Raw genomic sequence first — 13,311 nt, 5'->3', positions numbered from 1 at the left:
TTAAACAGAATTACCCAAAAAAACCGCTATCTTAAGTCTGGCTTAATTTTTATGATAGACGTCAGAATTGCTTTTGTACCCACGTTCAATAATGTCTACTTCACCTGCTGCACCACACGACGCTTTTGCTGCCCTGCGTCACCGTGATTTTTCCATTGTGACGATTAATCAGTTTTGCCTGACGCTGGCTATCTTGATGCAGGAAGTTATTGTGGCCTACGCGCTATATCACCTCACGCGTGATCCGTTAGTGCTAGGCTTTATTGGACTGGCTGAAGCTATTCCCTTCATTGCACTGTCATTGTGGGGTGGCTATTTTGCTGACCGTTATAACCGCCAGATTATTATGCAAATTTGCATGGTGCTGTCGCTGCCTTTGCCACTGGTATTATCAGCCCTATTTAGTAGTCACGAGCACGGCCATTTAACTGCACAGCAACTCTCGTTGGGGGTATATGGCATTATTTTCCTGATGGGAACCATTCGTGGTTTTTATAGTCCAGCCGTTACATCTCTCAAACCCTTTCTGGTGCCGCGCAACCTTTACCCCAATGCGGCCACCTGGACAACTATTGGCTGGCAAAGTGCAGTGGTGCTGGGGCCAGTCACAGGTGGTTTGTTGCTGGGTTATCTGGGCTTACATCCCACTTTGTATCTGGTAACGGGTCTATTACTGATGTGTAGTGTGCTGCTGGCTCTGCTTAAACGCCGCAGTTTTCCACCGATTGAACATGACAGTGTGCTGCTGAGCTTAAGTGAAGGCTTCCGCTTTATTTTTAAAACCAAGATTATTTTCTGGTCGATTTCGCTGGATCTGGTGTCGGTGCTGTTTGGCGGTGTGGTTGCCCTGCTGCCCATTTATGCCGATGATATTTTAAAGGTGGGTGCTGAAGGGCTTGGCCTGCTGCGTGCTGCACCCTCAGTTGGCGCATTGTTGATGATGGTGCTTCTGGCCAAGTATCCGCCCACTCAGCATGCCTGGCGCAATATGTTGCTGGCCGTTGCTGGCTTTGGAGTTTTTACGCTAGTATTTGCCTTTTCCACTACCATGTGGCTGTCGCTATTGGCGTTGGCACTAACCGGTGCCTTTGACAGTATTAGCGTGGTGGTACGGCAAACTATTTTGCAGATCTTTCCACCTGAAAACCTACGGGGTCGTGTGGCTGCGGTGAATGGTATGTTCGTGTCATCCAGCAATGAACTGGGCGCATTTGAATCCGGCGTGGCAGCGCGTTATTTAACCGTAATTCCAGCAACTATCCTGGGTGGCACGATTACTTTGCTAGTGGCAGCGCTGACCTATTTTAAAACCCGTGATTTATTAAATGTTGATGTGGAGCACAGTAAACCGGTTGAAGTGAAAGAGTAAGATGTTTTAACGCAGCTTAACTTGCAAGTTTGGCCATTGCGCCAGCCATCTTTTTTGCTGAATTCTTTGCTGGAATACTTTAGGTTTGGGCCTCTTTGCATTAAGGCTAATATGACCTTTAAATAATGAGGCCAGGCCAAAAGGCGCAATTATTTCAATCTGATGATGACGTATCAACACAGCTACACCAGTTTCTACTTCGGGCCAGTAGCTTATGGCATCAGCGATATTTTTATAAGGCAAATCATGATTACGAATATGCATGCGTGCCTGATTTTTGACTGACCAGTTGATATTCAATCGCTGCTTTAATTCCTGCTCAAACTTTAGGTCAATGTGCTCAAGAGTGTTTGCAGAATTAAAATAGATCAGGTCAATGTCATTCAGTGCAGTTGCATCAGTGTAATTATGCAGATGATCCCAGACCAGATTTCTAACAAAACCTGCGGCCAGACCCCATTCTGTTAAATGATTGTTCTCGCAAAAATCAGCAGCGATTTGCAAAATCTGCATACGCTGCTGATCCTGTAAAAGCCATTGGATCAGTTGCTTTTGATATGTGGCTTCGTTCATCTAATTAAACCAAAACGTCCCTTTTATCAATCAGCCTGTCTCTACAAGTTTACAATGCTGCCAGCCAAAATATACCATCATGGTGCCCGATGAGTTTCTGTGATAAGCCAAGAAGGTTGATCTGGATATCCCCTCCAAAAATATGACCTTCATCCAAAGCGTTGACTATTAATTCTTTTAAATTGTTGAAAGAAATCTTTTCAAGAGTATGAATTTCCTGCCTTTGCCGATATCTGATATAAATAATTTCGATATCTTCTGTATCATCAAAATCAGCTAATAATTCAAAAAGCTGATCCTGTGATAAATATTTAGAATTACTGTATGACATATGCAGTTAGCCATCAAACCAGAATATCCCGCTTGCCACTGGGTCCCATCGGACTAATGATGCCCGCGTCTTCCATATTATCAATCAGGCGCGCGGCACGGTTATAGCCAAGGCTAAACTTGCGCTGCAAAGCCGAAGCTGAACATTTGCGGGTTTCTAGTACAAACTGCACGGCTTGATCATACATCGGGTCACGGTCAGCGCTGCCGCCATCCTCGGATTCAAAACCACGGCTGGAGCCACCATCTTCATCATACGGCGTTAAAATGTCGTCGACATAATCTGGGCTGCCACGCTCGCGCCAGGCATCACAAATCCGGTTGACTTCATCATCACTGATAAACGCGCCATGTACCCGCTCCGGTTCGATTTTGCCCGGTGCCAAAAACAGCATGTCGCCATGACCCAGCAGATCCTCAGCGCCGCCGCCATCCAGAATGGTACGGGAATCGATTTTGCTATTGACGCGTAAGGCCACACGGGTTGGAATATTGGCTTTAATCAAACCTGTGATGACATCAACCGAAGGACGCTGGGTGGCCAGCATCAGGTGAATCCCCGCTGCTCGTGATTTTTGCGCAAGGCGGGTAATCAACTCTTCAGCTTTTTTACCCACTTGCATGATCATGTCGGCAAATTCATCGGCCACAATTACAATCAGTGGCAAGGGTTGCAGGCGTGGTGCCCTGTCCTGCACGGCGCTATCCAGCGGCTTCCAAGTCGGATCCAGCAAATCCTCACCGCGCTCAATCGCCTCATTGACCTTACGGTTGAATTCATCAATCTTGCGCACTTTTAAAAAAGTCATCAGCTTATAGCGACGTTCCATTTCATTGACTGACCAGTTCAGCGCGCTGACAGCATCTTTCATGTCAGTTACCACGGGCGTCAGCAAATGCGGAATATCGCCATAGTTAGCCAGTTCAAGCTGCTTGGGGTCAATCAGGATCAGACGCAATTGCTGCGGAGTATATTTCAGCAGCATGGACAGCAGCATGGCATTCACCGCCACCGATTTACCCGAACCGGTTGTCCCTGCCACCAGCATGTGCGGTGCTTTGGCAAGGTCTGTGAGTACCGGACGACCTGCAATGTCCTTGCCCATTGCCATGGTAATCATGCCTGCCGGATCGCGATAGGTGGGTGTTTCCAGCAGTTCAATCAGACGTACCATTTCACGCGAGGTATTCGGCACTTCAATGCCAATGTACGGCTTGCCCGGAATCACTTCCACCACACGCACGGATGCCATCGACATGGAGCGCGCCAGATCGCGGGAAATATTGGTGACTTTGGAAGCTTTTACCCCCGGTGCCAGTTCCAGCTCAAAACGGGTTACTACCGGGCCGGGCTGGGCTTCGACCACTTTGGATTTGACATTAAATTCCTGTAGCTTGATTTCCAGCAGCTTGGACAAACGCTCCAGTTGCTCGGCGGTGTAGCTCACTTTGCGGCTGGGGTCTGGCAAGTCCAGCAAGTCAAGACCCGGCAAAGGTGGCAGGGTGGCACGATGCTGGATGACCTGCATGGCACGCGACATGGGTCGGCCAGTGGCATCGTTTAATGGTGCATCAAATTCATCGTACGTCTCGGCCGGGTCCGGATAAGGTGACAGTGCATCCTGCTGATCGGTTTCATTTTGCCCAAACTCCTTGATTAGGGCTTCAATGTCTTCTTCGGTAGACGGACGCTGTGCCGGTGGTGTTGGCTGAATAATTGTGGGCTGAGCCACAGCTTGCGGGCTTGCAGCAGTTAAAGCATTGGTTAGCGGTGCATCAGTATTATGGGCTGAATCTAATGATTGTCGTACATGGTTTTCAGCAAATTGGGATTCTGGTAAACCATGCTGTACTGTATCGGTATCCTTGCCATGAACTGCCTCATGAGTTTCATTAGGTGCGCTGGCAGGTTCAGGCTTCACTACCAAGGACTGCTCAAAAATATTCAGGGTGCGTTCGAGTGCATCGGACGAAACCGCAACTCCAGTCGCTGCATGAGTAATGGTTGCCGCAGTAAATGCATCAGGCGCTGGAGCAGCAAATGTTTTTTCAGGCGTGCCCAGTAACTCATCCAGCAGATCATTATCCTGCCAGGCAAAACTGGGTTCAATCTGGGTATTGATCACCTGTGCCGTGGCCTCATTGGTGGACAGGCTAATCGGCGTGTTGGTTTCAGCCAGCACATGATCGGCTTTTTGTACCAGTTCGGCTAGATGATCCAGCGTGCTGGTTGCGGTTGGCGCAACAACGGCTGCTGTGCTTGCCGCCCCCAGTGTTCCCACTGTTGTGGCTGCGGTGGCAGGTTGTGCACTATGGGCAGCCCAGCGCTCCCCGCTTTGAATCACCTGAGGTTCAGTAGCTGGATTGAAAGCTGTAATAGTTTCTGAAGCATTTTCTGCCGGTTCCAGTTCTTCCGGTGAAGCTTGACCAGAGGTGCTGGCGGTCTGGGTAGTGCTAGATTGTTGAGTATTCTTAGTGGAAAAACTTTTGTTATCAAAATCAGCAATGGTTAAATCAGGTGCAGCTTCACGTTCCGGCACATTGCGGTAAAACAGTTCCTGTAACAGGCCGGGAATTTTACCCAGTCCATCCATGGTCTTGTCCCAGCGAATACCAAAAGCCAGTGTGACCATCACCAGCAGCAATACAACCAGAAACACCGTGGATAAAATCATGCCCATCAGCGCCAGCAGGTTACGGCCAATTTCATAACCAATAATCCCGCCAGAGGCATTGCTTAAGGTATCTGCTGGTTCCAGCCAGTGCAGGCTAAACAGGGCCGCCAAGATCATCAGCAAAAACACTTCGGCTGCCAAGCGGAACGGACGGCTTAAAAAACTGTGCGGCCACCACAGCTGAATCGCTTCAATCAGAATAAAAACCGGCAACAAAAACGCTGCACGGCCAAAAAATCCATACAGCAAATCGGCAATCCAGGCACCTGCAACCCCACTGGCATTACTCACCGTGAGCGTGTCACTGGACACATGCGTCCAGCCCGGATCAAACGGGGTATAGGTGATGGTTGCTATCAGCAAATAGATACCAAACGATGCCAGAAATACTGTCAGTAAAATTCGCTGCGCATATGCGCCCGCTGCTGGGTTCATTAATGTCCTACCACCAAGTATCAGCTACAATTAGCCATAATTACCATGCGCTCATCATGCGCCCCTGCGCACTACTTTTTATCAAGGCATGTTATCAAAACAGTGTGCCAAAAGGCATCATACCGAAAAGCCAGTATAACTCCCAAGTTTGACCTGTTCTGGCTGTGGCGTCTAGCGGATGGATGTAAATAGCCACTTTATTGCACTGCAACTGATCGGGTCATGCCAGTCTGCCAAAACGGGAAAACCGATTATGATGATATGTATTTTCTTGTGATTCCTTTCTGGCATTTGCAATGATCTGCCGTATAATTCCGAACAACCGTAAAACATTTGAAAAAAGGAATAACCATGAGTTCCCGGCACATTCGTCTACTGATATTGGGTTCTGGCCCGGCAGGCTATAGTGCCGCTGTGTATGCAGCGCGCGCCAACCTAAAGCCAGTGATCATTACCGGCCTGCAACAGGGTGGCCAGCTCACCACTACAACTGAAGTGGATAACTGGCCTGGTGACCCGCATGGTTTAACCGGCCCGGCATTGATGGAACGCATGCAGGCACATGCCGAGCGCTTTGGCACTGAACTGGTGTATGACCACATCAATGAAGTGGATTTGCAGCAGCGTCCTTTCCGTCTGGTGGGTGATGACGGCGAATATACCTGTGATGCGTTGATTATTGCCACCGGTGCTACGGCACAATACCTTGGCCTGCCGTCTGAAGAAGAATACATGGGCCGTGGCGTGAGTGCCTGTGCAACCTGTGACGGTTTCTTCTATAAAAACCAGCCAGTGATGGTGGTGGGTGGTGGTAACACCGCTGTGGAAGAAGCCCTGTATCTGGCCAACATTGCCAGTCATGTTACCCTGGTACACCGTCGTGACAAGGTTCGTTCGGAAAAGATTTTGCAGGACCAACTGTTCATCAAGGAAAAAGAAGGCAAAATCAGCATTCTGTGGAACAACCAGATCGATGAAATTCTGGGTAACGACAGTGGTGTCAATGCGGTTCGTCTGCAATCTACTGCTGGCGATACGCAACAAACCGTGGATGTACAGGGCGTGTTTATTGCGATTGGCCATAAGCCCAACACCGGTTTGTTTGAAGGCCAGCTGCATCTGGAAAATGGTTATATCAAGGTACAAAGCGGCACACAGGGAAATGCGACAGCGACGAATATACCGGGCGTGTTTGCTGCCGGTGACGTGGCCGATCATATCTACCGTCAGGCCATTACATCAGCAGGGTCAGGCTGTATGGCAGCACTGGATGCTGAAAAATACCTGGATGCGCTGGAAACCCATACCGAAGATGAGCTGGAAGCCCCTAAGGTATAAAGTCTTGAATCTGGTTAATTTCTGGTTTTAGCATTGCTGGCTTAATCAGGATCAACCCACAAAACCGTGTTTATCCACTGATATGCACGGTTTTTTTATATTTCCAGTTTTACAGGCTTCCGTTTACGCTGTATTTTTAACTATAGTCACTTTATCAATAGACTTATTCTAATAGCAAAGTACAAACAGGATTCAAAAACATGCAAAATATCTGGAGCGATGGCTATGTTACTGATGTTGCCTATACTTATGGTTACTACAAAGATCTAAGTCCAACCTTTCAAAATTTCTGCCTATTGCTTTCCGGCCATGATTCATTGTCCGCCGATGAAAATAGTTTTCACTGTGAGCTAGGCTTTGGCCAGGGCGTAAGTCTTAATATTCATGCTGCAGCCATACCAGGCACCTATATGGGTACTGATTTTAATCCAGCTCATGCAGCCCATGCCAATAAACTGGCCGTAGCAGCAGGGAGCCAAGCGCGGGTTTTTGATGACAGTTTTGAACAACTGCTTGCACGCTCGGATTTACCCCAATTTTCCAGCATTAGCCTGCATGGCATCTGGAGCTGGATCAGTTCGCACAATCAGGACATTATTATTGATTTTATTAAACAGCATCTAAAACCGGGCGGTGTCGTGTATTTAAGCTATAACTGCTTACCCGGCATTAGCGCAGTATTACCGATCAAAGAACTGTTTGACAGCTATAGTCAACTTGGCACCACTGAAACCAATGTGCTTACCCGTATTCAGCAATCCCTGAATTTTACTCAGTCCTTGTTTAATCTTGAGCCGCAGTATGTCAAAGCCATGCCTCAGGTCATCACTACCCTTAATAACCTTAAAAATAAAGACCCTTACTATCTGGCCCACGAATACTTTAATTTAAACTGGCAGGCATTATCATTTCGCGATGTGAACCGTCAGCTGGATGCAGGCAAACTGCAATATGCCTGTACAACTGATTTAATTACTCACGTTAACTCCATAAATCTAAGTGCAGAAGCGCTGGAGTTTTTGACCACAATTGAAAATCCAATTCTACGCGAGCAAACCCGCGATTACTTTTTTAATCGTCAGTTCCGTAAAGACCTGTTTGTGCGTGGTGCTGTTGCCCTGACCCTTGCTGAACAGAAAAATAGATTACTCAGTACTTCTATTGTCCTGTTAACTCCACTGAATCATATTCCAAATCAGGTTACTGGCTATGCAGGGACTTTTGATTTAAAGCCGGAAATCTATCAGCCGTTTCTGGAGCTGCTGGCACAAGCGGATTATGCACCAAAGACAATTGGCTACCTGTTAAGCCAACTAACTGCACTAAATTATGAGCAGGTTATTGATATTATCAGAATCATGACGGGTTCCAATTTTATTAGTCCCTGCCAGTCACCTGAGCATATTAATCGGGTACAGCAGCAATGCGATAACCTGAATGCCTATTTGATTAACCAGGCTAACCTTAGTCCAAATATTAGTGTCCTGGCTAGTCCGGTGCTTGGTGCAGCTTATAATGTAGGCCGGGTACACCAGCTCTTCCTGTATGCCTACACGGTAAAAAATTTACAGCAGCCGACCCAGTGGGCCAGCTATTGCTGGGAGGTCTTAAAATCTCAAGGCCTGGTCATGATTGACCAGAATCAGCAAAAGCTCAGTGGCGATAAGGACAATCTGCATCATCTGGAAACTTTGGCTACAACCTTTAAAAATGAATCCTTTCCGTTACTGCGTGCCCTTAAAATCCTGCCTGCCTCAGGCAACCCAGAATGATAGGCCAATGGGTTATTTAAATGGAAAGCATTATTTGAGAACCAGACATGAACATTGAAGCGTCCTGCTTTGTGTTTCCCGATCCCGAACAGGTTGATCCACAAGGTGAGGGCATTGTTGGCATTGGTGCCGACCTGTCGCCTTCTACCTTGCTGGAAGCCTACTGCCACGGTATTTTTCCGTGGTTTTCCAAGGACGACCCAATTTGCTGGTGGAGTCCTGACCCACGCTGCATTATTTACCCAAAACAATTTCAGCCCAGCAAATCTCTAATTCGCCAGCTCAAAAAAGACCGCTATACCATTACCCTTAGCCATGCATTTGAGCAGGTAGTGCGCGCCTGTGCCGAACCACGCGCCTATGCACAGGAAACCTGGATTACCGAAGGCATTATTACAGGCTATACGGGTTTGCACGATGCTGGCCTGGCGCATAGTGTAGAAGTCTGGGAAGGCACACAACTGGTGGGCGGTTTATATGGCGTGCAAATTGGCCAGGCATTTTTTGGTGAATCCATGTTTAGCCGCCAGACTGATGTCTCCAAAATGGCATTTTGCTTTTTGATGAAACTGTGTGCTGCATCAGATTTTGCCTGGGTCGATTGTCAGTTGCCCAATGATCACCTGATGAGTCTGGGTGCTACTACCCTACCGCGCCGTGAATTTTTACAGCAGCTTAAAACAGTCATCATGCAGGTGCCACCCAACTGGCAAGCATTTACAGCCCGGGCATTTCCCACTCAATATATATTAACAACTGATGCGTTTTTGGACTTGATTCACTAAGCCATATCGGATTATGTTAACCGGATAAAGGGCCGTTTATATTAGTCCACCATGAAGGACATTCAGTACTACATTACACCGCCGCATCAGTGTAGTTACATTGAAGGGCGGGCCGCGCGCATGGTATTTCTGGATCCGGTCAAGCGGATTGATACCGTCACGCTCTCTGAATTATCACGCCAGGGATTTCGGCGTAGTGGCGATTTTGTCTATCGCCCTGAATGCAATCATTGCCGCCAGTGCCTGTCTGCGCGCATTCGGGTTGACTCATTTAAAATCAATAGTAGCCAGCAAAAAGCCTTAAAGCGCAATAAGGACTTAAGGCTGGAAACCCGGGCGACCTATCATGCCACCGATGTACATTATCAGCTCTATGAGCGCTATATCCGGCTACGCCATGCTGATGGAGATATGTATCCACCAAGTCGTGAACAGTTTGAAAAATTTCTGGTCGATAGCTGCACCAACAGTTTTTTTCTGGAAATGTGGCTGGGCGATCAGTTGATGGCTGTCGCTACCTGTGACCATCTGGATGATGGCATTTCTGCGGTTTATACCTTTTTTGATCCCGATTTGCCACAACGTAGTCTGGGGACTTTTGCCATTTTACAGCAAATAGAATGGGCCAAACGCAACCAGTTGCCCTATGTGTATCTGGGTTATTGGGTGCCCAGCGCTCCCAAAATGAAGTACAAGGCACAATTTGCGGCGCTGGAAGTGCTGATGAATGGCCAGTGGACTTGCCTGCCTGATCATTTAAGTGACCAGGAAATTGAGGAACTCAGCAAGTCCCTAGGGCCTGTCAACCAGATGATTCAGATCTATTAACCGCGCCTGTGTCTTTTTGTTAGTCGACCAAGCTGCCCTGCTGTTTTTCTAAGTTGTTTATTGAGCAAAATCCATACTCAGGGTCAGTGCCATAATGACCGCATGTTCCTTGCCAGTACTGGTTGGATAATAATTCTTGCGCAGGTCAATTTGGGCAAATCCCAGTTTTTCATACAGTACAATGGCTGCCTGATTACTTTGCCGCACTTCCAGAAAAATCATATTGCAGCCCTGGCTAGCACGTGCCTTCACCAATCCATCAATCGATTGCTCAAGCAATTGATAGCCCAAACCCTGTTTTTGGCTGGCGGGGGCAATGGCCATAAGCAACAAATTGGCTTCATCCAGCACTGGCTGTAAAATACAAAACCCGACAATCTGGCTTAGTCCCCTGTCCTGCTGTTCCAGCACCGTACAGTGATGACCTGCGGCAATACTATCCATAAACAACTGCTGGCTCCATGGATGGGTTTGCACCTGTTGTTCAATGGCATAAACTGCCGGAACATCAGCCAGTGTCATTGCACGAAGTAAAGCGGCCATAACGATACGCCAGAATTTAAAGCATGATTATAGTTAAGCGATTACTGGAAACCCAGTGTTTTACCCTCTATAACAGGCGCGTTTATACCCCATAAAAAAAGCGGTCTGGCTGACCGCTTGATGAATTTGTCCTGCTTGCTCAATTTAACCAATGATTGACCGTTTTAATCCAGAGTTATTTAAGTCAAACTTTATTTAGCCAGCGATAAATCCCAGTTTTTGTTTCCACTGAGCTAGCAATGCATCGGTGTCAAAATCATTGGGATGAAAGTTTGGCCAGAAAAATGCCAGCAGCTCAGGAATCTGCCGGGTCATAAAACCCTTGCGGCCATACATGAATTTGATCATGTATCTGGTGTCTTTCCAGGTTAATTTTTTATCCTGTTTCATCAGGCGCGCAGTAAAATAGGATTGGGTGATAAAAATAAATATCATAGCCAGCACCATGGCTGCAGCACGCATACTATAGGCTTTCGGGCCACGACCATACAGGGTGGCATACACATCAAATACCACGGCCTTATGCTCATTCTCTTCAACCGCATGCCACATCCACAAGCGGTACATGGTTTGATCTTTAAACATGGCCTGAACGTCAGGGTTACGCAGCAATTCAGCAGCAATAGTCGCGGTAAAATGTTCCAGCGCACAGGTCCCAGTTAAACCAATCATTTCCGGCGTAAAACCAAAGGGCTTGAGTAGCTTGCCTACCACGCGAGTGGTGTTTTTGATCAAAGCACCGGTCATATTTTCCAGCCTGCGCACGTCATAGCCATAGGCCTGCGCTGCAGCATTAAAAGCCAGATGCTCTTTGGAGTGCATGGCTTCCTGACCGATAAAGGCCGAGATTTCCTTTTGCATGTAGGGATCAGCCAGCTTGGGGTCATTACGCACCGCACGGGTACTGTCTACAAAGAACTTCTCACCATCCGGAAACAAGGCAGACAAGGCAGTCATAAAATGGGTTAGGCCTGCATCATGGTCTGCCCAGTAGCGCGGCACCTGCTGGAACTCAAAATCCATGCGACGTACCGGAAAACTGGCTTTGACTACACCACCTTGCATTGCGGGTATATTAGGCTGTGGAGATACTTTGGCATTCATGATGTTCCCTCCTGCTTGCATAGGCCTCTATCAATGACCTTTATGCGACTATATTTCTGATCATAGAAGATTTAAATATAAAAATTAGTGCTAAACAGGACAGGGTTTTATCACTTAGGGACAACTAAACTATGCCGCTAAAGGAGTTTTATTATTTACCTTAATTTAAATTTCAATGACTGTTTTTAAATTTTATTAAATAAAAAAGCGGCTATGATCAGCCGCTATAAAGCACAACAAGTGATTAAAGGTACAACGCTTATGTCTTAATGAGTGTTAAAACCCAGCTTTTCTTTCCAGCGGGCCAACAGCGCATTGGTGTCATGGTCATTGGGATGGAAACCAGGACGGAAATAATCAACCAGCTCTGGAATCATGCCAGTGATAATGCCATGCTTTAAGCTATAGCCATATTTGAAAATACTGCTCAGCTCTTTGGCATTGAGCTTGTTATCATTTTTTAGCAAGCTGTAGACAAAATAAGACTGGGTACAAAACAAGGCAGCCATCGCAACAACCAGCGCCGTATTACGCAGGACATAGGCTTTCGGGCCACGACCATACAGGGTTTCAAACACATCATATACAACGGCTTTGTGTTCATTTTCCTCGACAGCATGCCACATCCATAAGCGGTACATGGTTTCGTCAGTCATTTTGATCTGAATTTCTTCATTGCGCAGTAACTGGGAAGCGATAGTCGCCGTAAAATGCTCCAGCGCTGTGGTTGCAGTCAGGTCGATCATTTCCTGTGTAATGCCAAAAGGCTTGGCAACTTTCAAAAAGCCTTTACGGAAAGTCTGGATTACCGTATTGGTTTTCTTTTCCAGACCTTTAACATCATGACCATAAAAATTGGCAGACTGGTTAAACCCAACGTGCTCTTTGGAATGCATGGCTTCCTGACCGATAAAGGCCGAGATTTCCTTTTGCATGTAGGGGTCAGCCAGCTTGGGATCATTACGCACCGCACGGGTACTGTCTACAAAGAACTTCTCACCATCCGGAAACAAGGCAGACAAGGCAGTCATAAAATGGGTTAAGCCTGCAGAGCCGTTCATCCAGTACTCAGGAACCTGATTAAATTCAAAATCCATACGACGTACAGGAAAGCTGGCCTTGATGGCATTCGCCTTGATTGAGCTATTTGAAGCAACTTGCGTATTAACTGTTGGGCTAGTCACGGTGGCGTTCATGTTATTTTCCTCTTGCTGACGTCGAAAGACGACACTGCCTATACCCTGATCATAAAAAACCAAGCGACTTTACTGTAGTGCAAAATAGGCCAGCCTTTTGTCAATTAGGGACAACTGTTCACTCAAAATGCAAAAACTATCACAAAATGGCTATTTTTTATACTAATCAGGCACTGAATATTTAGGTTTTAATAGACATAAAAAAAGACGCCATTAAAGACGTCTTTTTTTGAAGCAAAAAACTAAAAATTAGTTAGTTACTTTAGCTACAACACCGGCGCCTACAGTACGGCCACCTTCACGGATTGCAAAGCGCAGACCTTGGTCCATGGCGATCGGGTGGATCAGCTCAACAGACATCTG

12 protein-coding genes are annotated in these 13,311 nt (G+C 46.9%); 5 read left to right on the top strand and 7 right to left on the bottom strand.

Annotated elements, in window-relative coordinates:
• Window positions 1–91 precede the first annotated feature (91 nt).
• The gene (locus Q337_RS0112005) at window positions 92–1,369 is read left to right on the top strand and encodes an MFS transporter (RefSeq protein ID WP_026471794.1); all 1,278 of its coding nucleotides are present in this window, start codon (window positions 92–94) and stop codon (window positions 1,367–1,369) included.
• A gap of 6 nt (window positions 1,370–1,375) precedes the next feature.
• On the opposite strand, the gene Q337_RS0112000 is transcribed toward Q337_RS0112005, so the two are convergent.
• The 3 genes from Q337_RS0112000 to Q337_RS0111990 are packed head-to-tail and all read right to left on the bottom strand — an operon-like array spanning window position 1,376 to window position 5,382.
• A complete protein-coding gene (locus Q337_RS0112000) occupies window positions 1,376–1,942 on the bottom strand; it encodes a nucleotidyltransferase family protein (RefSeq protein WP_026471793.1) in 567 nt (188 codons plus the stop codon).
• 49 nt (window positions 1,943–1,991) lie between these two features.
• Complete coding sequence (locus Q337_RS0111995) at window positions 1,992–2,273, bottom strand: hypothetical protein (RefSeq protein ID WP_026471792.1); 282 nt, start codon at window positions 2,271–2,273, stop codon at window positions 1,992–1,994.
• 13 nt (window positions 2,274–2,286) lie between these two features.
• On the bottom strand, window positions 2,287–5,382 hold the full coding sequence (locus Q337_RS0111990; RefSeq protein ID WP_026471791.1) for a DNA translocase FtsK: 3,096 nt from the start codon (window positions 5,380–5,382) through the stop codon (window positions 2,287–2,289).
• A 351-nt stretch (window positions 5,383–5,733) separates the two neighbouring features.
• Between Q337_RS0111990 and trxB the strand changes: the two genes are divergently transcribed.
• From trxB to Q337_RS0111970, 4 genes are all read left to right on the top strand, one after another.
• Window positions 5,734–6,720, top strand: coding sequence for a thioredoxin-disulfide reductase (gene trxB / locus Q337_RS17640; protein WP_051526843.1), 987 nt, complete (start codon window positions 5,734–5,736; stop codon window positions 6,718–6,720).
• 200 nt (window positions 6,721–6,920) lie between these two features.
• Window positions 6,921–8,492: a class I SAM-dependent methyltransferase gene (locus Q337_RS0111980; RefSeq protein ID WP_026471790.1), complete on the top strand. Its 1,572-nt coding sequence runs from the start codon at window positions 6,921–6,923 to the stop codon at window positions 8,490–8,492.
• A gap of 47 nt (window positions 8,493–8,539) precedes the next feature.
• Complete coding sequence (gene aat / locus Q337_RS0111975; RefSeq protein WP_026471789.1) at window positions 8,540–9,277, top strand: leucyl/phenylalanyl-tRNA--protein transferase; 738 nt, start codon at window positions 8,540–8,542, stop codon at window positions 9,275–9,277.
• Between the two features lie 51 nt (window positions 9,278–9,328).
• Window positions 9,329–10,105 carry an arginyltransferase gene (locus tag Q337_RS0111970; protein WP_026471788.1) on the top strand — a complete coding sequence of 259 codons (777 nt, stop codon included), beginning with the start codon at window positions 9,329–9,331 and terminating at the stop codon, window positions 10,103–10,105.
• Window positions 10,106–10,162: 57 nt separating this feature from the next.
• Here Q337_RS0111970 and rimI read toward each other — a convergent pair whose 3' ends face one another.
• From rimI to Q337_RS18650, 4 genes are all read right to left on the bottom strand, one after another.
• Window positions 10,163–10,648: a ribosomal protein S18-alanine N-acetyltransferase gene (rimI, locus tag Q337_RS0111965; RefSeq protein ID WP_034280271.1), complete on the bottom strand. Its 486-nt coding sequence runs from the start codon at window positions 10,646–10,648 to the stop codon at window positions 10,163–10,165.
• A 195-nt stretch (window positions 10,649–10,843) separates the two neighbouring features.
• Window positions 10,844–11,752 carry a metal-dependent hydrolase gene (locus Q337_RS0111960; protein ID WP_026471786.1) on the bottom strand — a complete coding sequence of 303 codons (909 nt, stop codon included), beginning with the start codon at window positions 11,750–11,752 and terminating at the stop codon, window positions 10,844–10,846.
• Window positions 11,753–12,018: 266 nt separating this feature from the next.
• Window positions 12,019–12,849 carry a metal-dependent hydrolase gene (locus Q337_RS0111955; RefSeq protein ID WP_051526868.1) on the bottom strand — a complete coding sequence of 277 codons (831 nt, stop codon included), beginning with the start codon at window positions 12,847–12,849 and terminating at the stop codon, window positions 12,019–12,021.
• A 348-nt stretch (window positions 12,850–13,197) separates the two neighbouring features.
• Window positions 13,198–13,311, bottom strand: a 114-nt coding sequence (locus tag Q337_RS18650; protein ID WP_456059083.1) for an EF-Tu C-terminal domain-related protein, incomplete at its 5' end; no start/stop codon positions are given.

Source organism: Alkanindiges illinoisensis DSM 15370 (genome assembly GCF_000619845.1).
Lineage (GTDB): Bacteria > Pseudomonadota > Gammaproteobacteria > Pseudomonadales > Moraxellaceae > Alkanindiges > Alkanindiges illinoisensis.
This window is presented reverse-complemented; position numbering and strand designations above follow the sequence as displayed.

Excerpts from the sequence above, each read along its gene's own strand:
- Q337_RS0112005 (WP_026471794.1), top strand. The coding sequence starts at position 92 with ATGTCTACTTCACCTGCTGCACCACACGACGCTTTTGCTGCCCTGCGT.
- Q337_RS0112000 (WP_026471793.1), bottom strand. The coding sequence starts at position 1,942 with ATGAACGAAGCCACATATCAAAAGCAACTGATCCAATGGCTTTTACAG.
- Q337_RS0111995 (WP_026471792.1), bottom strand. The coding sequence starts at position 2,273 with ATGTCATACAGTAATTCTAAATATTTATCACAGGATCAGCTTTTTGAA.
- Q337_RS0111990 (WP_026471791.1), bottom strand. The coding sequence starts at position 5,382 with ATGAACCCAGCAGCGGGCGCATATGCGCAGCGAATTTTACTGACAGTA.
- trxB (WP_051526843.1), top strand. The coding sequence starts at position 5,734 with ATGAGTTCCCGGCACATTCGTCTACTGATATTGGGTTCTGGCCCGGCA.
- Q337_RS0111980 (WP_026471790.1), top strand. The coding sequence starts at position 6,921 with ATGCAAAATATCTGGAGCGATGGCTATGTTACTGATGTTGCCTATACT.
- aat (WP_026471789.1), top strand. The coding sequence starts at position 8,540 with ATGAACATTGAAGCGTCCTGCTTTGTGTTTCCCGATCCCGAACAGGTT.
- Q337_RS0111970 (WP_026471788.1), top strand. The coding sequence starts at position 9,329 with ATGAAGGACATTCAGTACTACATTACACCGCCGCATCAGTGTAGTTAC.
- rimI (WP_034280271.1), bottom strand. The coding sequence starts at position 10,648 with ATGGCCGCTTTACTTCGTGCAATGACACTGGCTGATGTTCCGGCAGTT.
- Q337_RS0111960 (WP_026471786.1), bottom strand. The coding sequence starts at position 11,752 with ATGAATGCCAAAGTATCTCCACAGCCTAATATACCCGCAATGCAAGGT.
- Q337_RS0111955 (WP_051526868.1), bottom strand. The coding sequence starts at position 12,849 with ATGGATTTTGAATTTAATCAGGTTCCTGAGTACTGGATGAACGGCTCT.